The organism is Enterococcus sp. DJ147D b, from assembly GCF_058216655.1.
In genome coordinates this window covers 2237496-2258683 of the sequence record NZ_CM177104.1, presented here as the reverse complement: position 1 = coordinate 2258683, position 21188 = coordinate 2237496, and the positions used below count along the sequence as shown (strand labels likewise).

The following is a 21188-nucleotide window of genomic DNA, read 5'->3' as shown; positions in this document are numbered from 1 at the left end:
TTCTAAAAAGAGAGAAGTCAGGACAGAAATGTTCTGGCTTTTTTGTTTGTAATAAATCGTGTGCCATTCTTTTTCGCTAGTAGTAAAAAAAAATTTAGATGAATGAATAGTCATTGCAAAAGTAAAAACTATTCTGTGTGAGTGTTCCTTATATTTACGGACTAGATAATTCTTTCACAACCTTTTACACGGTGTTCCCAAAGCAACTCCTCGAAATAATTCGTAACGGATCAAAAATATATGAGGCTATTTTTTTCAGTTGCTCCTTATTTTTTCGGAGCTGACCGCTTTGCCTCACAACCTTTTTAAGTTTCCTTCTCATTTCAAAATGCAAGGATGAAACAAATCTCGAAATACGGTATAATGAAAAGGTATGACAATAATAAAAAAGAGGTGGCTCTTTATGAAGAAAATTTTAGTTGTCGATGACGAAAAGCCGATTTCGGATATCGTTAAGTTTAATTTAACAAAAGAAGGTTACGATGTTTATACTGCGTACGATGGCGAAGAAGCCTTAGAAAAAGTCGAAGAGGTAGTTCCTGATTTGATTTTATTAGATTTGATGTTACCCAAAATGGACGGACTAGAAGTAGCGCGAGAAGTTCGTAAAACTTATGACATGCCAATCATCATGGTAACTGCAAAAGATTCTGAAATTGATAAAGTTTTAGGATTAGAGCTTGGCGCAGATGACTATGTGACGAAACCGTTTTCGAATCGAGAGTTGGTTGCTCGTGTCAAAGCAAATTTACGTCGTGGTGCAGCAGCTGCAAAAGAAGTCGAAGAGGTGACACCATCTGAATTGACCATTGGTGATTTAACTATTCACCCAGATGCTTATATGGTAACAAAACGTGGGGAAACAATTGAACTAACACATCGCGAGTTTGAATTGCTTTTCTATTTGGCAAAACATATTGGACAAGTAATGACACGTGAACACTTATTACAGACTGTTTGGGGTTATGATTATTTCGGTGATGTACGAACAGTTGATGTTACGGTGCGTCGCTTACGTGAAAAAATCGAAGACAATCCAAGTCACCCGAACTATCTAGTTACACGTCGTGGTGTTGGTTACTACTTGCGTAACCCAGAACAGGAGTAATCAATGAAGAAAAAGGTCCGCTTTTTTCGATCAGTCAATTTTAAAATCGCGATTACATTCATTTTGATTTTATTGATTTCGATTGAAATTATTGGTGCGTATTTTATACGTGGTTTGGAGCGCTCCACGATCAACACGTTTATCAAAGATATGAATCAGACAGTTGTCTCATTAGCTTCAACGATTAGTCCTGAACTTAGTCGAAAAGATACGGCAGATCCAGATGAGGTCAATGGGAATATCAAGCGTTTTATCGAAAATAGTGCTTCAAGCGATATTATCGAAATTCGTGTGGTTGATGAAAAAGGGATTATTCGGGGGACAACAGATGTAAGTGAACAAAGTTCTATCGGTAAAAAAAATGATTATGTAGCCGTTGATGATTTTACTACTAAACGTTATGTCGCACTTGATTCAGATGACAAACGGGTAAATATTAATGTTCAGCCTATTCTGTCCCCGACCGGCGATGCCGTCATCGGGGCTCTTTACGTCAAAAGTGATATTGAGCAAAAGTATTCAGAAATTAGCAACACAGCGATTATCTTTTTCACGGCTTCGCTGATTGCGGCATTCATCTCGATGATTGTGTCGGTTTTGGTTGCTCGTTCAATTACACAACCAATTGGCGAAATGCGTGAACAAGCTATCCGGATTGCGCGAGGTGACTATAGTCGAAAAGTCAAAGTTCACGGACAAGATGAGTTGGGACAATTGGCAGACACATTTAACCAGTTAGCTGAACGAATCGAAGAAGCGCAAGACACGATGGAAGCTGAACGAAATCGATTGGACAGTGTCCTTTCCCATATGACGGATGGGGTTATTGCCACCGATCGTCGAGGAAAAGTTATCACGATTAACGATATGGCTTTATCATTGTTAGATATTAAAAATGAAGAGGCGATTGGTCAGTCTATTTTGACATTACTTGATATCGAAGAAGAGTATACATTACGTAAATTGTTAGAAAACCCAGATGAGATGGTTCTTGACCGCTCAACAGGTTCTACCGAAAGCGACCAGATGATTTTACGCGTTGACTTTTCGATGATTCGTCGTGAATCAGGCTTTATTAGTGGCTTGGTTGCTGTATTGCATGATGTAACAGAGCAAGAAAAAACAGAACGTGAACGTCGCGAATTTGTTTCCAACGTATCACATGAACTGCGCACACCATTAACAAGTATGCGTAGCTATATTGAAGCGTTGAGCGAAGGTGCATGGCAAGATGAAGAGATTGCTCCGAATTTCTTGAAGGTAACTTTAGATGAAACAGACCGTATGATTCGGATGATCAATGACTTATTGAATCTTTCTCGAATGGATACGGGGAATACACAACTACAATTAGAATATGTCAATTTTAATGAGCTAATCAATTTCGTCCTCGATCGTTTCGACATGATGGTTGGCAATCAAGAAAAGAAATATGCGATTCGCCGTGAATTTACTCAACGAGATCTCTGGGTCGAAGTGGATACCGATAAAATTATCCAAGTAATCGATAATATTATGAATAATGCCATTAAATATTCTCCTGATGGAGGAACAATCACTTGTCGCTTATTAGAAACACATAACAATGTCATTTTAAGTGTAACTGACCAAGGACTAGGCATCCCTAAAAAAGATTTGAATCGAGTATTTGAACGCTTTTATCGTGTAGACAAAGCTCGAGCACGTGCGCAAGGTGGCACAGGTCTTGGTTTAGCAATTTCACGTGAAGTAGTTAAAGCACATCGAGGAGCCATTTGGGCAGAAAGTAAAGAAGGACAAGGTTCGACTTTCTATATTTCGCTACCCTATGAACCATACGAGGAGGACTGGTGGGAATGAAAATTTCAGGAAAAATCATCCGGATTGGACTAGTTTTGATGGTTGCACTGAGTTTATATTTCTCCTATGTTATCTGGCTAAGTCCTGCTGGAAAAGAAACAGTGAATGTGGATGAAACAAGTACGCAAGTGATGACTGAATCACAGGCTAATCGAAAATCTTCAGAAATTTTTTTGCCACTCCATGTGACGTGGGTCCAAGGAGAGAATATTCGAGAAACCAATAGTGAGAACTTAGTTTCGCGTTTACAAACAGTTATCGGTAAAGCTCGTTTTGGCAAACTTGCAGCAGTGGTTACAGGAAATAAAACTGAATTCGATCAGAAAAAGGAACTTTCGGAAGGTTTTGAGTTAACTTATCTTGCTCCTTTTTTGTTACAAGAATACATCCAAGCATTTGGATTGAACTTAGACATAAGTAGTCTATCCAATGATGCGGAGATGATTTCATTTACTTGTATCCAGTTTGATGAAAAAAATAAAAAAATCCGTTTCTTGGACTTTGTTCATCAAACAATCTATGAAGCCAATATCTCTCTAAATTGGGAGGATATTGAAAAAGAGTTATCTTTCGATGAAAATAAATGGACTAAAATGTCTAAAAAAGCATCTGTGATTGCTCAACAATATGATACAGAATCACCAATCAAGTTAAAAAAATACAGTTACATTCTATCGCAACAACCTTATACACTTTTTCGAAATGCTTTCTTCCAGTCACCTGATGAAGTAAAAAACAATGATGAAAGTAGCGAATTGATTTTTTATGGTGGGAATGAAACAATGACAATTCATTCTGCTAGTCAAGTTGTCGATTTTCGAGGAGAATTGTCTGATACAAATGCTAATGGAAATATTTATTCAAAAAGTTTTCCATACATCAGTAAAATTGGTAGTAGCTTAGGAAATCTTCATTATTTTGATCGCACAGATAACCAAATCGATTATCGGATTTTTGTTGAAGGCTTCCCAGTATTTGGTACGGATAGTAAAGGAAAAGTTGGGATAACGATTAATGATGAAGCCAGTGAAAAAGCGCAAGTGAACATTCAGACTAGTTTAAATGCGATTCAAGTACCTATCCCTTCAGATGAATCAGTAGAATTGGCTAGCACAGCTGAAGTGATTCAACAATTGGTTACCCATGGTGTGGAAAAAGAAGAACTTGAATCGGTCATCATTGGTTATACGTGGCAAAATATCAAAGAAACAAACCGAGTCGTAGATTTGCTACCAGAATGGTATGTGAAATATCAAGGGAATTGGTACTCTGCCAGTGAATTGTCTAACAAACTAGCTGAAATGGAGGCGAACTAAGTGGACTTTAAAAAAATTGAATGGATTTTTTTCCTAGCTTTCTTAGGTCTCAATATTTTTTTATTCAGCAGTTATCACGAGGCAATGAACCAAGAAAACAATGTGATACGATCAGATCAAACGGAGTCAATACAAAATCGTCTAGCTAGTGATGATATTTCTTATTCAGGGAATATTTCTTCTGAGAGCAAGCAAGGATATTATTTAAGTGCTGAACAAAGTGATTTAGGCACGGTCTTAACACAACATCGAAAAAAGAATTCTACGGGGTTGCTTCGTAGCGGCATCACTTTTGACGGGCTGTCTACTTTAACGAAGACGTTTGCCACTGAAGAATCCGAAAAGTACAAGATCGACAATAAACAAACTAAACATTCGATTACGGAATTTTTGAATAGCCAAAATAATGTGCTTTATGGCGATGAATATGAATTTATGACGAATTTCTCGACATTAGACGGAGATTCACTAGAGATTCAGGCGAGTCAGTCGTATGAAGGAATTCCATTTCATGATGATACAGCTGAAATCAATTTTATGGTGGAAAAGGATGATGGTGTCTACCAACTGACGAAATATACGCAAACACATTTGACGAATATTGAACAGCTACGTGAAAAAATGGATCTATATTCAGAAGAAGAAGCAATCCAAACGCTTTATGTGAATAATAAGATTCCTAGTTCTTCAAAAATTTTATGGCGTCAACTTGCTTATTCTTGTATCGTAAAGGTTCGAGAAAAAAATGTGTACGTTCCAATTTGGTATGTGGCTATTGAAACAAGTGATAAAAGTGTTCAAATTGAATCCGTTAATGCATTCAGTAACACCATTGTGACAAATAATGTGGTTCCAAAAGTGGAAGATAATTAAAAAAGTAGGTATAATGAAAAAAGTTTACAGTGTGAAGAAGGGAAGTAATAAATAAATGGTCCAAGAAAAACCAGCTTTTAAAATCAGTATCCTTGCGAGTGGGAGTTCAGGAAACTCACTTTATTTGGAAAGTGAGAAGAAACGACTATTGGTGGATGCAGGTCTTAGCGGGAAAAAAATTACTTCCTTGATGGCTCAAATTGATCGTAAACCTGAAGACTTAGATGGTATTCTTGTGACGCATGAACATCGAGATCACATTCATGGTGTAGGTGTACTGGCACGGAAATACCATTTAGACGTGTATGCCAATGAAAAAACGTGGGAAGCAATGTCGCCGTTGATCGGTAATGTACCCGTCGAGCAAAAACATTTATTTGAAATGGGAAAAGTCCAAACTTTTGGAGATGTCGATATTGAAAGTTTTGGTGTTTCGCATGATGCGGCTGCGCCACAGTTTTATCGTATCTACAAAGAAAATCGTTCTTTCGTGATGTTAACGGATACTGGTTACTGTAGTGATTATATGCGTGGGGTTATTGAAAACGCAGATGGTTATCTGATGGAAAGTAATCATGACTTGGAAATGTTGCGGATGGGTTCGTATCCGTGGAATTTAAAACAACGAATTTTAGGAGATCGTGGTCATTTATCAAATGAAGATGGTGCATTAGTGATGACTGATGTGATTGGTAATCGAACGAAACGTATTTATTTAGGTCACTTGAGTAAGGAAAATAACTTGAAAGAGCTAGCTCATTTGACGATGGAAAACATATTAAAAGAAAAAGATTTCGGTGTGGGGTCTGATTTTGATGTGTACGATACGGATCCAGATCAAGCAACGGAATTGTTTTCAATCTAACAAATTGTTCCAAAAATATCATAAAAAATCCCAACAGTTTGATTAAACTATTGGGATTTTTTATTTACTTTATTGACTTACAACACTAATATGCTCGTTTTCATGCTTATCTGCTAAGACCTCATCAATTAAAGCAATGGCATAGTCCGCCATACTGATAACACTTTCTCCATGTGCATTGTTGTGAAGAAAGTCGTCATTTAATTGATATTTTCCAGTTCGTTCGCCAGTTGGATTGAAGAACGCAGCCGGACTGATATAGGTCCAACGAAGTCCCTTTGTGTTTTTTAAATGAGTAAGCGCTTGTGACATATGGAAAGCTGTTGGATAAAAAGGCGCGTCTTTTGGTACTTGGTCAATCATCCGAGTTGTTTTTTCTGGGTCAGTAAATAGAGAAGACGCACCGCCAACGACAAGTAACCGAGTCGAAGTATTCGTTAAAATTTTTGTTAAATGAGCAAGGGACGTTTGATGCATTTCTTCCTTGCCTGCGGGTGCGTTGAATGCATCAATAACAATGTCAAAAGAAGCAAGGTCTTCAGTCGCCAAATCGTATAAATCTTTTTCAATAAATGGAACAGCTACTGTTAGTTTTTTGGCATTTCTGACAACGGCTGTAACATCGAGCTGACGAGCAAGGGCCTCCTTTAAAATCAATGAACCTGCGTGACCAGTTGCACCAATAATTGCTATTTTCATCAAAAAACCTCCTATCATTTCCTTTATTGTATGAAGTTATGTGAGTAGGGTCAAAGAATTGGTTTTTTCTGGAAGAATTCAGTGCCAGACTTTCTTTTATATTTATTGCTCTGTTATAATTAAAAGATAATGAGGGGAGGGAAAACAGTGTTTGAATCAGAAAAAATAAAGCAGTTAAATGAACTAGAAATGATTGTTTATAATTATTTGATTGCCAATTTAGAGGAAGTTTCAAGAATGACGATTCGTCAATTATCAGATGCGTGTCATGTGTCGACCACGACGATTTTACGTTGTTGTAACAAATTAGGTTTACAAGGTTTTTCCGAGTTGAAATTTGCAATCAAAAATTATCAGACACAAGCGAAGCAGCAAATGTTTGAACAATTTTATGATGCAACTGTTCAAGTGGATTCTTTTTTGAAAAAAGTCAACAATGAAAGCTATCGAATCGTTTTGGAACAAGCAGTACAAATGATTGTAGAAGCTCGTCATGTTGCTTTTTCTGGAATTGGTACAAGTGGTGTCCTGGGATTATATGGCAGCCGCTACTTTATCAATTTAGGATTGAATGCATATAGTATCACTGATCCATTCGCCCCAGTTCCTTCTCGTGGTTTAGAAAGTACATTAGCGATTATTTTGTCCGTATCAGGTGAGACGTCTGAAATGATCGAAAAAACAGAAGCTTTTAAGCGTTATGGTGCGAAAGTCTTGAGTATTACCAATGACGAAACGTCAACGATTGCTCGTTTGGCAGACTACAATTTGTCTTATTATATGCCAGAAACAAGAGGAAAAGAGGAGTCACTGAATCTTACGACACAAGTCCCAGTGGTGACCTTATTAGAAATGTTAGCGCAAAAAGCGAGTCAAGAAATGGAAAGAGCACATTAGCCTGTTTTTTTTGTTGGAACATGTTCCTGCATACGGCTGAGCTCTTTTTTTCTTTGGCAAGGTTAGTTATAGTTATATATGTAAACGGATATAAAGTGAAAGAAAGGAGTATAGAAAAGGATTTATTGGATGAAGTGCACTTATTTTTTATTGGATGATTTTTTTAATTTACTTGGATAAGGAGAGATGTATTATGAACGAATGGATTAATGAGAAAGTTTTACCTCCGGTTTTAAAATTTGTTAATACAAAGCCTATTACTGCTTTGCGTAATGGGATGTTATATACAATGCCTTTCACCATTGTTGGTTCGGTTTTTCTATTACTAGCGAACTTCCCAGTTACAGCCGTTTCAGAATGGGTCAATAATTCTGGTCTTGCTGTTTACTTTAATCAAGCGTATGGTGCTTCATTTGCGATCATGGCAATTTTTGCAGTAGTTGGGATTGCTTATTCTTACGTTAAAGACGAAGGATTTGAAGGATTGCCAGCAGGAATGATTGCATTAGTTATCTTTTTATTAACAATGCGTTCAGATGTGACGGATGCAGAATCTGGTGTTGTAATTGGGAACGTAATTGATAAAGCTTGGACTGGTGGTCAAGGAATGATCAGTGCAATCTTGGTGGGATTATTTGTTGGATGGGGCTACACTTGGTTCCTAAAAAGAGATATTCGAATCAAATTGCCTGAGCAAGTGCCCGATAATGTGGCTAACTCATTTACTGCATTGATTCCAGCAGCTGTGTTGATCACTTTTGCAATGCTTGTATATATTTTCTTTGATGCAGTCTTCAGCACAACAATGATTCAATGGATTTACGAAGTAATCCAAAGCCCAATGCAAGGTGTAACTGATTCACTTGGTGGTGCATTGATGCTTGGTTTCTTAGTTCCATTCTTATGGTTCTTTGGGGTACATGGTTCAACGATTGTCGGCGGGATCATGGGACCAATCTTACAAGCAAATTCATTAGCAAACACAGAGATTCTTGAGTCTGGTAAAGCATTGACTGTTGCGAATGGTGGACATATCGTTACACAACAATTTTTAGATCAATTTATGACAGTCACAGGTGCTGGAATGACAATTGGTGTCGTGATGTTCATGGTTTTCTTTGCAAAATCAGCGCAGTTCAAACAACTTGGTCGTTTATCTTTAGCACCAGCTATCTTTAACATTAACGAACCAATTATTTTTGCAACACCGATTGTAATGAACCCGATTATGGCCATTCCATTTATTGCAACGCCAGTTGTTTCTGGCGTGATCACTTACTTTGCTTTGTATACAGGACTAGTTCCGTTATTCACAGCTGTACAAGTACCATGGACAACACCACCAATTATCTCAGGCTTTTTAGTAGGTGGCTGGCAAGCAGCATTGTTACAAACATTTGTTTTAGCAGTTGGTTTCTTTATCTATCTACCATTTGTGAAGAAAATCGATGCAATGAATTATGCACAAGAAAATGATCTTTCTTTTGAGGAAGCAGATCAATTAGAAGAGTCACAAGTTTTATAAACGATTTTACAAATTAACAAGAAATGAGTCGATCGTATGAGCGTATTGAGAAAAGATTTTTTATGGGGCGGTGCAGTAGCAGCCCATCAATTAGAAGGTGGTTGGCAAGAAGGAGGCAAAGGTGTTAGTGTTGCTGATGTCATGACTGCTGGAAAAAATGGTGTAGCAAGAGAAATTACAGATGGTGTGATTGAAGGCAAATATTATCCTAATCATGAGGCAATTGATTTTTATCACCACTATAAGGAAGATGTGCGTTTGTTTGCGGAATTAGGATTGAATTGTTTTCGAACATCCATTGCTTGGAGCAGAATTTTTCCAAAAGGTGACGAATTAGAACCAAATGAAACAGGATTACAATTTTATGATGACCTATTCGATGAATGTTTAAAGTATGGAATTGAACCAGTTATCACACTTTCTCATTTTGAAATGCCGTATCATTTGGTGAAAAAATATGGGGGCTGGCGAAATCGAAAAATGATTGAGTTTTTTACTCGATTTGCGGAAACTTGTTTCACTCGTTATCAAGAGAAAGTGAAATACTGGATGACCTTTAATGAAATCAACAATCAAGCAAATTTCCATGAAGATTTCGCACCATTTACTAATTCTGGTATTCGTTATGAAGAAGGCGAAGATCGCGAAGCAATCATGTATCAGGCTGCACATTATGAATTAGTAGCAAGTGCGCAGGCAGTGGAGATTGGTCATCGAATCAATCCAAACTTTGAAATTGGGTGTATGATTGCCATGGTTCCAATCTATAGTTACTCATGTAGTCCCAATGATATGATGGCAGCAACAGTTGCAATGCAAAGACGCTATTGGTTTACTGATGTGCATTGCAAAGGTCATTACCCAAGTTATATGGATGCATACTTCAAACGAAAAGGATTTGACTTAGATCGAACAGCAGAAGATGCCCATATTTTAAAGGCAGGATGTGTCGACTATATTGGCTTTAGTTACTACATGTCGTTTGCAATCAAAGATCATGGAAAAGCACCAACTTTTGATTATGATGAAGCAGCAGATTTAGTAGAAAATCCTTACGTGAAAGCATCTGATTGGGGTTGGCAAATTGATCCTATGGGCTTACGCTACGCAATGAACTGGTTCAATGAACGTTACGAAAAACCATTATTTATTGTGGAAAATGGATTTGGCGCGATCGATGAGATTGGGGAAAGCGGACAAGTTGAAGATGATTATCGTATTGAGTATTTACAAGAACATATTGCTTCAATGAAAGACGCTGTTGAATATGACGGTATTGATTTAATGGGCTATACGCCATGGGGATTCATTGACTTGGTTTCGGCTGGAACAGGAGAAATGAAAAAACGTTATGGCTTTATCTATGTTGATAAGGACAACGAAGGAAATGGGACATTGGCAAGAAGCAAGAAAAAATCGTTTGATTGGTATAAGGAAGTTATTGCTACGAACGGTGAAACATTAAGCTAAAAAAAACTGCGACAAAATCTCAAATGATTTTGTCGCAGTTTTTAATTGAAGGTGAAAATTATTTTTGGATCAACAACTGTACAACGATAACTAATGTATTCATACCAACGTGTGTGATCATCGAAGTCCAAATTCGACCAGTTGATTTATACAATAAACTAAAGAAGAAACCCAAAAAAAAGTAAACTAATAGATGTCCATCTGCATGTGCAACGGCAAAAAGTAGAGAACTGATTACAGCGCCTACCCAAAAATTAGAGTAGTGACTAATAAGACCTAGAATGCTACGACGAAAAACAAGTTCTTCCATAATTGGGCCACCAATAGTCGTTGCTAAAATAAAGGCAGGTGCTTTTAAAATCATCTGGATGATATTTTGCGTATTTTCAGATGGAGCGCTTTGACCAAATAAAAAAGTTTCTATTCTGACAGCTACACCTTGTAAAAGGATCGCTATCAAAATACCACCTAATCCAAGCAAAATGATTTCAGGAACACTTGCTTTGGGTACATCTGCTTCTATCGTTAAAGGTTCTTTTTGCTTAAAATACAGAAATAGTAGAATCAAAGCTCCTAGTAAATACGTGATCGTTGTCGCTGAAATCAAACCAGTCGAAGTAGTAACAATACCAGTAATGCTCAAAAGTACAGGGGAAACAAAAACTAAACCGTAGCAAAAAATGCTTAGTAGACTATATTTTTTTAATGACATAAAATTCCTCCTTGCAGGCTCTTATAAAAGATGGCTTACCTGTGTTAGTAGTCAAGATTTATTGGTAATTATACCATACGAAAGTTGTTCGCCGATGAAAATAAAAAATCAGATTTCTTTGATTTAAAAAGCTTGCAAAAAAGGAGCAGAATGAGTATTATTAAAAATGTAGGTTAGCACTCGATGAGTAAGAGTGCTAACAGAACTAAAAATCGTGTTATCGGAGGGATTTATCGTGTTAAAACCATTAGGTGACCGTGTCATCATCGAAGTCGCAAAAGAAGAAGAAAAAACTGTGGGAGGAATCGTCTTAGCTTCCTCTGCAAAAGAAAAACCACAAACTGGTAGAATCGTTGCGGTTGGTGAAGGCCGTTTATTAGAAAACGGTGAAAAAGTTCCTGCCGCTGTTAAAGAAGGCGATCAAGTAATGTTTGAAAAGTATGCCGGAACAGAAGTGAAATTTGAAGGCAAAGAATATTTGATCGTTTCTGGCAAAGATATTATGGCGATCGTTGAGTAAAGTTAGATAAATAAAATTTATTATTGAGGTGAAACCAATCATGGCAAAAGAATTGAAATTCGCAGAAGACGCACGCGCAGCAATGCTTCGTGGCGTAGATAAATTAGCTGATACAGTAAAAGTTACTTTAGGGCCAAAAGGTCGTAATGTTGTTTTAGAAAAATCTTATGGTTCTCCATTGATTACTAATGATGGGGTAACAATTGCAAAAGAAATTGAATTAGAAGATCATTTTGAAAACATGGGTGCAAAATTAGTTTCTGAAGTTGCTTCAAAAACGAATGATATTGCAGGTGACGGTACAACTACTGCTACTGTTTTAACACAAGCAATCGTTAGAGAAGGTTTGAAAAACGTAACTGCTGGTGCTAATCCTTTAGGTATTCGCCGAGGAATTGAATTAGCTACAAAAGCAGCAGTAGAAGAATTACACAATATTTCTACAGTTGTTGATTCAAAAGAAGCAATCGCACAAGTTGCTGCTGTTTCTTCTGGTTCAGAACAAGTGGGTCATTTGATTGCAGATGCAATGGAAAAAGTCGGTAACGACGGGGTAATCACAATTGAAGAATCAAAAGGAATCGAAACAGAATTAGATGTTGTTGAAGGAATGCAATTTGACCGTGGGTATTTATCACAATACATGGTCACTGATAATGACAAAATGGAAGCTGTTTTAGATAATCCTTATATCTTGATCACAGATAAAAAAATCTCAAATATTCAAGATATCTTACCTTTATTAGAACAAATTTTACAACAATCTCGTCCATTATTGATCATTGCAGATGACGTAGATGGCGAAGCATTACCAACATTAGTCTTGAACAAAATTCGTGGAACATTTAATGTAGTTGCTGTCAAAGCACCAGGATTTGGCGACCGTCGTAAAGCAATGCTTGAAGATATCGCTATTTTGACAGGTGGTACAGTGATCACTGATGACTTAGGTCTAGAATTGAAAGATGCAACGGTTGATAACTTAGGAAATGCTTCAAAAGTCGTTGTTGATAAAGATAATACAACAATCGTTGAAGGTTCTGGCGATAAAACAGCAATTGATGCACGTGTTCAATTGATCAAAAACCAAATTGCTGAAACAACTTCTGATTTCGATCGTGAAAAATTACAAGAACGTTTAGCTAAATTAGCTGGTGGTGTTGCAGTTGTCAAAGTTGGTGCGGCGACTGAAACTGAGCTAAAAGAATTGAAATTACGTATTGAGGATGCGCTAAATGCTACTCGTGCTGCCGTAGAAGAAGGCATGGTATCTGGTGGTGGTACTGCATTAGTGAATGTCATTGGTAAAGTTTCTGAAGTAGAAGCTCAAGGTGACGTAGCAACAGGGATTAAAATCGTTGTTCGTGCATTAGAAGAACCAATTCGTCAAATCGCTGAAAATGCTGGATATGAAGGCTCAGTAATCGTTGACAAATTGAAAAATGTTGAACTTGGTACTGGATTCAATGCAGCAACAGGCGAATGGGTAAACATGGTGGAAGCCGGTATCGTTGACCCAACGAAAGTAACACGTTCTGCATTGCAAAATGCTGCTTCCGTTTCAGCGTTGTTATTAACAACTGAAGCAGTTGTTGCGGATAAACCAGAACCAGCTGCTCCTGCTGCTCCAGCGATGGATCCATCAATGATGGGCGGTATGATGTAGTAATCTAACATATATAAAAGAGAGCTGTATGGTTACAGCTCTCTTTTATTGAATGAGGTATCTACAGATAAAGAACAATCATCTAAATAAAAAAGAAGACAGTTGACGAATTCATCCGTCAACTGTCTTCTTTTTTGTTATCAAAACGTTTTGCTTGCTCTGGGACGCGTTTCATAAATTATACTCGAACTATCAAGAAGGAGGGCTTACCTATGCATACTTATGTGAAAATTTTGGGAACATCAAGCACTTGTTTTTACGCGTTGGTAGATTGTCGTGAAAATAAATTAGTTTTAAAAAGTTTTCAAGGCCTGAATAAACCAGTGATAGAAAAAATTGATATCAGCGAGTTAACCAATTTAACCAAAGATACCTTTTGGGGCGGACAACGAATTAGTTTTTATTATCAAGAAAAGTTGTATCAATTTTATGAATGTGGGCCAGCTGTGATAGACTATCTACAAGAAAAACTTTTCGTTTAAGGTAGGTGGATTGACATCGTGGCAACTATTCGAGATATTGCACGTTTGACAGGCTATTCCGTTTCGACTATTTCTCGAGTTATTAATGAACACCCTTATGTGGATGAAAAGAAACGTGCAGAAATTTTAGCGGTTATGAAGGAACTAGATTATATTCCTAATGCAAATGCACGAACATTAAGTTATGGGGAAACGAAAAATTTGGGCGTCATTTTGCCCTATACTAATCACCCCTACTTTGATCAGCTGATTAGCGGAATCACTGAGGCAGCCTTTGATTCCAATTATAAAGTCACTTTATTACCAACAAATTATCAAATAAATCGTGAGAAAGCGTATCTCGAAGAATTTGCAGCAAAAAGATTTGATGGCCTAGTTGTAACATCACGTGCTAATTCATTAGAAACACTGAAGGCATATCAAAAATATGGTCCTATTATTTTTTGTGAAGAAATCAAAGATGAAAAGTCAAGTTGCGTATTTATTGATCGGGAGCAGTCGATTACAGAAGCATTGGATTATTTACAAAAAGTTGGTGTCAAAAAATTGGGTGTTACTTTAGGAAGGAGTAGCCGAATCAGTTTCAATTCTAAAATCACCTTACAATTATGTCGGAAACTCTATCCAAATTTTGAAGAAGAAATGGTTATCTGGGACTGTATTGGGTTGGAAGATGGAATCAAGGCGGGGACCTTTTTTAATGAGCATCCAGTAGACGGTATTTTTACAAATGCAGATATGGTTGCAGCTGGTATCCTCAAAGCATTTCCTAAAGGAAGAGCACCTAAATTAGTTGGCAGAGATAATCTGTATGTGAGTGAGCTATTGAACTTTTCCACCATTGACCATCACTTGAAAAAGTGTGGGGAAATGGCATTTTACTTATTCTTGAAAAAGAAACCTGAACAAATCAAGATTCCATATGAATTTATTCAAAGATAAAGATAATTGGAACGAACTAATAGAAAAAATGATTAGTGATTTTAAGAGATCTGGTTATAAAATAATAAAAAAGACTGGAATAGCTTTATGTGATGCCACAAAAAGTTCGATTTTCAAATGGAACTTTTGATGGACACTTGAGTAGGCTATCCCAGTTTTTTTCTTCGGATAAATCAAAACAGAATGGAATGAAATAATCCATTCATTTTTTCCTAGAACGGATAAAGGATCAAAAAGTAATCATTATTTATTCGTATAATATTGAATGATTTCATTCAATGCTTTGGTTGCACCATTCCCACTGCGATCATCATAATAAGCGGTAAAGCGCTCATCTGCTAGATACATTTGTCCCAAGCCCTGGTGAGCTTGTGGTGTATAAGTAGACCAACTAAATGCTAACCATTCTTTGTGCGCGTCAAAAATGGCCTTCGCTAGTGGTTGATCTAGTTCCGGCTGTGTAAGATAAGTTGCTAAATCTGTTAAAAGCTGTTCTTCAATTACCTGCATTTCTTGAAATTGTTGCTCAGTCATATTTGCCCATTTTTGATTGGCTTCCTCAACTGTTTTTTCGCCATATTTTTCTCGGATCTCTTGTCCAAATTGTTCTTCATTTTCGCTGATTTTTTGTTGTTTAAATCCTTCGAATTTTTCTTGGTCTGACATGGTTATTCCTCCTTCGTAACTAGTAAGTGTTTTTTGAACAGTTGTCAAAAGGGCGTCGATTTGTGCACGTTTCTTTAATAGCAGTTGCTGATGGTTACGTAATGCTTGCTGTTGATCAAAGTCTGGTTGGTTTAGTAATTCCTGAATTTGTTCAAGTTTGAACTCAAGTGAGCGATAAAATAAAATCTGTTGGAGCCGATCAATCTCTTTTGCACCATAGATGCGATAACCAGAAGAGTTGATCTTAGCTGGTTTAAGCAATCCAATTTCATCATAGAAACGTAATGTTCGGGGACTGACACCGGATAACTCTGCTATTTTTTTAATTGTATATTCCATTTTTTCCTCCTGACAATTGCTAGAATACTCCCTCACGTAACGAGAAGGTCAAGGAAAAATTTCAAAATCCTATTAAAAATTATGTTATACTATTTTATAAGAAAAGGAAAAGGAGAAATCAATGAACATTGTTTTTTCAGATATTGATGGTACGTTTCAAGAGCTAGGAAAAGAAATCCCATCGATTAATCGCGAAGCCATTCAAGCATTGCAAGCAAAGGGAGATCATTTCGTTTTTGTCACAGGACGAGGATATGACTTAGTCAAGCAAATGAATGATGAGTTGTTAATTGATTGTGATGTTATTTTTGGAAATGGTGCAGGCATTAAAAAAGTAGGTGAGCCTGAGCGTTACACTAGCACCCTAACGCACCAAGAAACAAAAGAAGTGATTCAAATTTTAGAAAAGCAAGAAATTTTATACTTTGTTCATACAGATCGTGGTGTGGTGATACGCCCAACAAAAGAATACACGAAACAGCTAAGTGCGCTGCGAGAATCATTAGAAAAACTTGGAGAACAAGGTAAACGAATCATGGATTATAAAGAACAATATTTTGAAAACGATTGCGTACATACGGAAGATATTGCAAAATATCTTTCCGAAAGACCTGAAACAGTCGTGGTCAAAATCGAATTGATGGAAGCAGATGACGAGCGTCACGAAGTGATTCGATCTTCTTTACAAGAAACAGAGTTACTTGTATTCCATTCATTTATAAAGACCTTAGAAATTGTGCATCCTAATAGTACAAAAGGAAGTGCTATCACCAATTATTTATCAGACTATCCATTAGCGACCAGCTATGGTATTGGGGACGGAGAAAATGACTTAGCTATGTTAGCTGTTGTTGATGTGCCTGTTGCTGTGGAAAACGCTGCAAGGAATGTAAAAGAAAATAGTCATATGATTGCACCAAGTTGTAGTGAAGGTGGCGTCGGTCAGTTTATTTTTGAACATGTTCTATAAGTAAAAAGAAAAAGAGGGATGAGATGAAATTAGTTGAAACACCAATCAATAGTAATCTAAATATCAAGACATTTTACCCAAAAATAGTGAATTTCTTTTTTGGAGATCAAACAATCAACTATTACAAATTCTACGCACTAGATCGTACACAAATTTTATATGTAGATACATACGATAAGATTCAGTTGATGATGATTAATACGAAAAAGAAGATCACAAAACAAGAAATCGACTATGCTATTCGCCGAATTTTGAAAGTAGCACGGGAAGAGGTATCTGTTCATGTCGGAGTCAAACAAGAATTGGAAAGGGCCGGCCTCCAATTCAAACGTCCAAATAAAGATATTGTGATCATCGAACAAAACGTAGCCAATATATAATAAAAAAACTTCTCAGTAAAAAACTGAGAAGTTTTTTTATTTTTGAATAATTTCTTTCCAAAAATGAAAATATTGTTCAGCTAAGCAAATCGTTGAAATCTGTTCCCATTGGATAAAATGCTCATCAATATAGAAGCCATCAGGTGTGATGGTTGGTTGAACAAATCCTTCTGCATAACTATGATCCAAGCGCTCAACGATAATCTTTTGCTTTGCGATATAAGCAGTGATAATAACTGTTTCAAAGTGTTGTGTGATTGTACGCATACCGGCCTCCTTAATCGATACTGTCTAAATAGAGTGCACGAATAAATGAATTAATAACAAAATGAATTGAAATCTTTTACAAATCAATTAGAACATACGTTCGTATCTCTGTCAATCCATTCATAGAAGAAAAAATGAAAATGATTGAAGAATATAAAATTGATATTTTCGGAAAAAAATCAAGTTTGCTTTTCCTATTTCGTTTTTTTGATATAATGGTTAGGAAATGAAAAATCGCCAAGAGGAGTATTAAACAGATGAATAAAATTTACCCAGATGACAGTTTGACGCTACACACTGATTTGTACCAAATCAATATGATGCAGACATACTGGGAATTAGGTCGCGCAGATTTACATGCCGTTTTTGAATGTTACTTTCGAGAAATGCCTTTTAACCATGGTTATGCTGTCTTTGCTGGTCTGGAACGTTTGGTTCAGTATTTAGAAAACTTAACTTTCAGCGAATCAGATATTGATTATTTACGAGAAGAGGGTAACTACCCAGAAGACTTCCTTATTTATTTAAAAGAATTTGAATTTAAAGCAACTGTTCGTTCAATGCTTGAAGGCGAAATCGTCTTTAACAATGAACCACTTATTCAAGTAGAAGGACCACTAGCACATTGTCAATTGGTTGAAACAGCGCTACTGAATATGGTCAATTTTCAAACATTGATTGCTACGAAAGCAGCCCGAATCAAATCCGTTATTGGTGATGATCCACTATTGGAGTTTGGGACAAGGCGTGCGCAAGAACTGGATGCAGCAGTTTGGGGAACACGTGCGGCCTTCATTGGTGGTGCCGATGCGACAAGTAATGTGCGTGCTGGGAAAATTTTTGGTATTCCTGCGAGTGGAACGCATGCTCATTCATTGGTTCAATCCTATGGAAACGATTATGATGCCTTCATGGCTTACGCAAAAACACATAAAGACTGTGTCTTTTTAGTTGATACGTATAATACATTGAAGTCAGGTGTGCCAAGTGCGATTCGAGTAGCAAAAGAAATGGGCGATAAAATCAATTTTCAAGGTGTTCGAATCGATAGTGGTGATATGGCATATATTTCAAAACGTGTACGTGAACAGTTAGATGCGGCAGGATTTACAGATGCAAAAATCTATGCTTCTAACGATTTAGATGAAGCAACAATTCTAAATTTAAAAATGCAAAAGGCTAAAATTGATGTTTGGGGTGTTGGCACTAAGTTGATTACAGCTTATGATCAACCGGCATTAGGAGCGGTGTTCAAATTAGTATCGATTGAAAACGAAGAGGGAAAAATGATCGATACCATCAAATTATCTAGCAACGCAGAAAAAGTAACAACGCCAGGGAAAAAGCAAGTTTGGCGTATCACACGGAACTTTGATGGGAAATCTGAAGGTGACTATGTCACATTGTGGAATGAAGATCCTCGTAAGGAAGAAGAAATCTTCATGTTCCATCCTGTTCACACGTTTATCAATAAAACGGTACGCGATTTTTCTGCGCGTCCGATGTTACAAGATATTTTCGTTGAAGGTAAGTTAGTCTATTCATTGCCAAGTTTAAATGAAATCAAAGAGTATGCACGTGAAAATCTGGATTCTCTATGGGAAGAGTATAAACGTGATTTGAACCCACAAAAATATCCAGTCGATCTATCAACAGAATGCTGGAATCATAAGATGTCTATTATGGAACGAATGAAAAAAAGCGTTGCTGAGCTACACAATGAAGCATGAGTAAAATCGCTGAGGGGGAAAAAACATGAGTTTACAACAAGAAATCATCAAAGAATTAGGCGTGAAACCTGTCATTGATGCGCAAGTAGAAATTCGTCGAAGTGTGGATTTCTTGAAAGACTACTTGAAAAAATATCCATTTATCAAAACATTTGTTTTAGGGATCAGTGGCGGACAAGATTCAACTTTAGCTGGCCGTCTGGCACAATTAGCAATGTCTGAAATGCGTGAAGAAACACAGGATGACAGTTATCAATTTGTTGCTGTTCGCTTACCTTATGGCGAACAAGCGGATGAAGAAGATGCAAAAGCTGCATTGGATTTTATTCAGCCTGATGTGAGTTTACGTGTTGATATCAAACCAGCCGTGGATGCACAAGTTTCTTCATTAGTTGAAGCAGGTATCGAAATCAGTGATTTTAACAAAGGCAATATCAAAGCACGTCAACGAATGATTACCCAATATGGCATTGCTGGTGCAAAATTTGGTGCCGTCTTAGGGACAGACCATGCAGCAGAAAATATTACAGGATTCTTTACAAAATTTGGTGATGGTGGGGCGGACATCTTGCCACTTTTTCGTTTGAATAAACGACAAGGAAAAACCCTCTTAAAAGAATTAGGCGCCCCAACCGAATTGTACACTAAAATCCCAACAGCTGACTTGGAAGATGGTAAACCATTGATTGCGGATGAAGTTGCTTTAGGTATCACTTATGATCAAATTGATGATTATTTAGAAGGAAAAGAAATTCCTGAACATGCGCAAGAAACCCTTGAAGCTTGGTGGAACAAAACCAAACATAAACGTCATCTACCAATCACAGTTTTCGATGACTTTTGGAAGTAAAGGCTTTGAAGAAGTCTGAGAATTTAAAAATTCTCAGACTTCTTTTTTGTTTCGAGCAAGTCATATTTTGCAAGTCCCGATAAAGAAATACAAAGAATAGCGGAAAACGTTATAATAAAAGGAGAAATCAAAAAAAATGAGAAATATGTTTCGAAGAAGTTTTCAATTATTAGCAAGGAATGCCAATTATAAAATTGAAAAAATAATCATTTAGTAGGTGAAGAAAAATGACACAAAAAATCAAACTAGTAATGAGTGATATTGACGGAACGATTTTAACTAGCCAACACAAAATTGATGACGAATTAGCTGTTCGTTTGAAACAGCTCAAAACTAAAAAGATTCCTTTTGTCTTGGCATCTGCCAGATCACCTAAGGGAATGCAGGCCATTGCTAAGAAATTGGAAATCACTGAATACCCAATGGCTTGTTACAATGGTGCCTTGATTGTTCGAGAGGTAGAAAATGATCAATTTCAACAAATTTTTAGTCAAGAATTGAATATAGAAGAAACGCTTCAGCTCATTGGACTATTAACAAAACAATTCAAAGACATCTCAATTAGTTTATATTCAGGAAGTGACTGGTATGTAGAGGCAGTGGATGAATGGGTAGCACAAGAAGCTGCCATCACGAAACTGGAACCAATTGTAGCCAGTCTTACCCAACTACTTTTAGAACAAAAGCTACCTGTGCATAAACTATTATTGATAGGGGCAACGCCAGAAATTAAGAAATTAAAAAAAGTTTGTGAAACATTAAATCTGGAAACTAGTTCGTTTTATTTATCAAAGAAAAATTATCTTGAAGTTACCCACTATGAGGTATCGAAAGAAAAAGCGTTAACGACTGTGGCAGATTACTATCAAATTCCTTTGGAAAGTACGATGGCAATTGGGGATAATTTTAACGATTTGCCTATGATCAAATTATCTGGACTGGGTGTGGCAATGGGCAATGCACCAGAAGAAGTGATTAAAGAAGCAAATCTCCAAACTTTGACCAATGATGAAAATGGTGTGTCAAAAGCATTGTTGAATCAGATTCTTTTGAAAGAAAGTTGATTGTATTT

The 21188-nt window shown here is 36.9% G+C and carries 21 protein-coding genes; 17 read left to right on the top strand and 4 right to left on the bottom strand.

Features of this window, described 5'->3' with window-relative positions; translation table 11 throughout:
• Positions 1 to 403 precede the first annotated feature (403 nt).
• Genes yycF through AC4BD1_RS10620 form a run of 5 tightly spaced genes read left to right on the top strand, consistent with a single transcriptional unit; the run spans position 404 to position 6001 of the window.
• Positions 404 to 1108 (top strand): response regulator YycF, encoded by a 705-nt coding sequence (gene yycF / locus AC4BD1_RS10640; protein ID WP_067482900.1) that lies wholly within the window; start codon positions 404 to 406, stop codon positions 1106 to 1108.
• Positions 1109 to 1111: 3 nt separating this feature from the next.
• On the top strand, positions 1112 to 2947 hold the full coding sequence (gene walK / locus AC4BD1_RS10635; protein WP_490485597.1) for a cell wall metabolism sensor histidine kinase WalK: 1836 nt from the start codon (positions 1112 to 1114) through the stop codon (positions 2945 to 2947).
• Positions 2944 to 4263: a YycH family regulatory protein gene (locus tag AC4BD1_RS10630; protein WP_206910206.1), complete on the top strand. Its 1320-nt coding sequence runs from the start codon at positions 2944 to 2946 to the stop codon at positions 4261 to 4263. Before walK ends, AC4BD1_RS10630 begins: the two co-directional genes overlap by 4 nt.
• Positions 4264 to 5136, top strand: coding sequence for a two-component system regulatory protein YycI (locus tag AC4BD1_RS10625; RefSeq protein ID WP_206910204.1), 873 nt, complete (start codon positions 4264 to 4266; stop codon positions 5134 to 5136).
• 55 nt (positions 5137 to 5191) lie between these two features.
• Positions 5192 to 6001, top strand: a complete 810-nt coding sequence (locus AC4BD1_RS10620; RefSeq protein ID WP_206910203.1) for an MBL fold metallo-hydrolase — start codon at positions 5192 to 5194, stop codon at positions 5999 to 6001.
• A gap of 69 nt (positions 6002 to 6070) precedes the next feature.
• Here AC4BD1_RS10620 and AC4BD1_RS10615 read toward each other — a convergent pair whose 3' ends face one another.
• Positions 6071 to 6700: an NAD(P)-dependent oxidoreductase gene (locus tag AC4BD1_RS10615; protein ID WP_490466487.1), complete on the bottom strand. Its 630-nt coding sequence runs from the start codon at positions 6698 to 6700 to the stop codon at positions 6071 to 6073.
• A 147-nt stretch (positions 6701 to 6847) separates the two neighbouring features.
• Here AC4BD1_RS10615 and AC4BD1_RS10610 point away from each other — a divergent pair, with 147 nt between their 5' ends.
• The 3 genes from AC4BD1_RS10610 (at position 6848) to AC4BD1_RS10600 (ending at position 10592) form a co-directional block, all read left to right on the top strand.
• Positions 6848 to 7597: an SIS domain-containing protein gene (locus tag AC4BD1_RS10610; RefSeq protein WP_206910201.1), complete on the top strand. Its 750-nt coding sequence runs from the start codon at positions 6848 to 6850 to the stop codon at positions 7595 to 7597.
• Positions 7598 to 7790: 193 nt separating this feature from the next.
• Positions 7791 to 9122, top strand: a complete 1332-nt coding sequence (locus tag AC4BD1_RS10605; RefSeq protein WP_206897606.1) for a PTS sugar transporter subunit IIC — start codon at positions 7791 to 7793, stop codon at positions 9120 to 9122.
• Positions 9123 to 9158: 36 nt separating this feature from the next.
• Positions 9159 to 10592 carry a 6-phospho-beta-glucosidase gene (locus AC4BD1_RS10600; RefSeq protein ID WP_490466486.1) on the top strand — a complete coding sequence of 478 codons (1434 nt, stop codon included), beginning with the start codon at positions 9159 to 9161 and terminating at the stop codon, positions 10590 to 10592.
• A gap of 58 nt (positions 10593 to 10650) precedes the next feature.
• Here AC4BD1_RS10600 and AC4BD1_RS10595 read toward each other — a convergent pair whose 3' ends face one another.
• Complete coding sequence (locus AC4BD1_RS10595; RefSeq protein WP_206910198.1) at positions 10651 to 11304, bottom strand: CPBP family intramembrane glutamic endopeptidase; 654 nt, start codon at positions 11302 to 11304, stop codon at positions 10651 to 10653.
• A 235-nt stretch (positions 11305 to 11539) separates the two neighbouring features.
• Between AC4BD1_RS10595 and groES the strand changes: the two genes are divergently transcribed.
• The 4 genes from groES (at position 11540) to AC4BD1_RS10575 (ending at position 14914) form a co-directional block, all read left to right on the top strand.
• On the top strand, positions 11540 to 11824 hold the full coding sequence (groES, locus tag AC4BD1_RS10590; RefSeq protein ID WP_071869115.1) for a co-chaperone GroES: 285 nt from the start codon (positions 11540 to 11542) through the stop codon (positions 11822 to 11824).
• 40 nt (positions 11825 to 11864) lie between these two features.
• Positions 11865 to 13490, top strand: coding sequence for a chaperonin GroEL (gene groL, locus AC4BD1_RS10585; protein ID WP_206910197.1), 1626 nt, complete (start codon positions 11865 to 11867; stop codon positions 13488 to 13490).
• Between the two features lie 212 nt (positions 13491 to 13702).
• Positions 13703 to 13972 carry a hypothetical protein gene (locus AC4BD1_RS10580; RefSeq protein ID WP_206910195.1) on the top strand — a complete coding sequence of 90 codons (270 nt, stop codon included), beginning with the start codon at positions 13703 to 13705 and terminating at the stop codon, positions 13970 to 13972.
• Positions 13973 to 13990: 18 nt separating this feature from the next.
• Positions 13991 to 14914: a LacI family DNA-binding transcriptional regulator gene (locus AC4BD1_RS10575; RefSeq protein ID WP_490466485.1), complete on the top strand. Its 924-nt coding sequence runs from the start codon at positions 13991 to 13993 to the stop codon at positions 14912 to 14914.
• A gap of 243 nt (positions 14915 to 15157) precedes the next feature.
• On the opposite strand, the gene AC4BD1_RS10570 is transcribed toward AC4BD1_RS10575, so the two are convergent.
• On the bottom strand, positions 15158 to 15919 hold the full coding sequence (locus tag AC4BD1_RS10570; protein ID WP_206910191.1) for a MerR family transcriptional regulator: 762 nt from the start codon (positions 15917 to 15919) through the stop codon (positions 15158 to 15160).
• Between the two features lie 121 nt (positions 15920 to 16040).
• Here AC4BD1_RS10570 and AC4BD1_RS10565 point away from each other — a divergent pair, with 121 nt between their 5' ends.
• Positions 16041 to 16889 (top strand): HAD-IIB family hydrolase, encoded by an 849-nt coding sequence (locus tag AC4BD1_RS10565; protein ID WP_206910190.1) that lies wholly within the window; start codon positions 16041 to 16043, stop codon positions 16887 to 16889.
• A gap of 23 nt (positions 16890 to 16912) precedes the next feature.
• A complete protein-coding gene (locus AC4BD1_RS10560; protein ID WP_490485596.1) occupies positions 16913 to 17269 on the top strand; it encodes a DUF1827 family protein in 357 nt (118 codons plus the stop codon).
• Between the two features lie 36 nt (positions 17270 to 17305).
• On the opposite strand, the gene AC4BD1_RS10555 is transcribed toward AC4BD1_RS10560, so the two are convergent.
• On the bottom strand, positions 17306 to 17536 hold the full coding sequence (locus tag AC4BD1_RS10555; protein ID WP_206910188.1) for a hypothetical protein: 231 nt from the start codon (positions 17534 to 17536) through the stop codon (positions 17306 to 17308).
• 257 nt (positions 17537 to 17793) lie between these two features.
• On the opposite strand from AC4BD1_RS10555, the gene AC4BD1_RS10550 reads away from it, so the two are divergent.
• The 3 genes from AC4BD1_RS10550 (at position 17794) to AC4BD1_RS10540 (ending at position 21180) form a co-directional block, all read left to right on the top strand.
• Positions 17794 to 19266 carry a nicotinate phosphoribosyltransferase gene (locus AC4BD1_RS10550; RefSeq protein ID WP_206910187.1) on the top strand — a complete coding sequence of 491 codons (1473 nt, stop codon included), beginning with the start codon at positions 17794 to 17796 and terminating at the stop codon, positions 19264 to 19266.
• A gap of 25 nt (positions 19267 to 19291) precedes the next feature.
• Positions 19292 to 20116 carry an NAD(+) synthase gene (gene nadE / locus AC4BD1_RS10545; protein ID WP_206910186.1) on the top strand — a complete coding sequence of 275 codons (825 nt, stop codon included), beginning with the start codon at positions 19292 to 19294 and terminating at the stop codon, positions 20114 to 20116.
• 227 nt (positions 20117 to 20343) lie between these two features.
• Positions 20344 to 21180, top strand: a complete 837-nt coding sequence (locus AC4BD1_RS10540) for a Cof-type HAD-IIB family hydrolase (RefSeq protein ID WP_490466484.1) — start codon at positions 20344 to 20346, stop codon at positions 21178 to 21180.
• The last annotated feature ends 8 nt before the right edge of the window (positions 21181 to 21188 follow it).

Bases quoted from the DNA above. Each gene is read 5' to 3' on its own strand.
- AC4BD1_RS10560 (WP_490485596.1), top strand. From the start codon at position 16,913: ATGAAATTAGTTGAAACACCAATCAATAGTAATCTAAATATCAAGACA.
- AC4BD1_RS10605 (WP_206897606.1), top strand. From the start codon at position 7,791: ATGAACGAATGGATTAATGAGAAAGTTTTACCTCCGGTTTTAAAATTT.
- walK (WP_490485597.1), top strand. From the start codon at position 1,112: ATGAAGAAAAAGGTCCGCTTTTTTCGATCAGTCAATTTTAAAATCGCG.
- AC4BD1_RS10630 (WP_206910206.1), top strand. From the start codon at position 2,944: ATGAAAATTTCAGGAAAAATCATCCGGATTGGACTAGTTTTGATGGTT.
- AC4BD1_RS10595 (WP_206910198.1), bottom strand. From the start codon at position 11,304: ATGTCATTAAAAAAATATAGTCTACTAAGCATTTTTTGCTACGGTTTA.
- AC4BD1_RS10565 (WP_206910190.1), top strand. From the start codon at position 16,041: ATGAACATTGTTTTTTCAGATATTGATGGTACGTTTCAAGAGCTAGGA.
- groL (WP_206910197.1), top strand. From the start codon at position 11,865: ATGGCAAAAGAATTGAAATTCGCAGAAGACGCACGCGCAGCAATGCTT.
- nadE (WP_206910186.1), top strand. From the start codon at position 19,292: ATGAGTTTACAACAAGAAATCATCAAAGAATTAGGCGTGAAACCTGTC.
- AC4BD1_RS10615 (WP_490466487.1), bottom strand. From the start codon at position 6,700: ATGAAAATAGCAATTATTGGTGCAACTGGTCACGCAGGTTCATTGATT.
- yycF (WP_067482900.1), top strand. From the start codon at position 404: ATGAAGAAAATTTTAGTTGTCGATGACGAAAAGCCGATTTCGGATATC.
- AC4BD1_RS10600 (WP_490466486.1), top strand. From the start codon at position 9,159: ATGAGCGTATTGAGAAAAGATTTTTTATGGGGCGGTGCAGTAGCAGCC.
- AC4BD1_RS10570 (WP_206910191.1), bottom strand. From the start codon at position 15,919: ATGGAATATACAATTAAAAAAATAGCAGAGTTATCCGGTGTCAGTCCC.
- AC4BD1_RS10620 (WP_206910203.1), top strand. From the start codon at position 5,192: ATGGTCCAAGAAAAACCAGCTTTTAAAATCAGTATCCTTGCGAGTGGG.
- AC4BD1_RS10555 (WP_206910188.1), bottom strand. From the start codon at position 17,536: ATGCGTACAATCACACAACACTTTGAAACAGTTATTATCACTGCTTAT.
- AC4BD1_RS10550 (WP_206910187.1), top strand. From the start codon at position 17,794: ATGAATAAAATTTACCCAGATGACAGTTTGACGCTACACACTGATTTG.
- AC4BD1_RS10540 (WP_490466484.1), top strand. From the start codon at position 20,344: ATGACACAAAAAATCAAACTAGTAATGAGTGATATTGACGGAACGATT.
- AC4BD1_RS10580 (WP_206910195.1), top strand. From the start codon at position 13,703: ATGCATACTTATGTGAAAATTTTGGGAACATCAAGCACTTGTTTTTAC.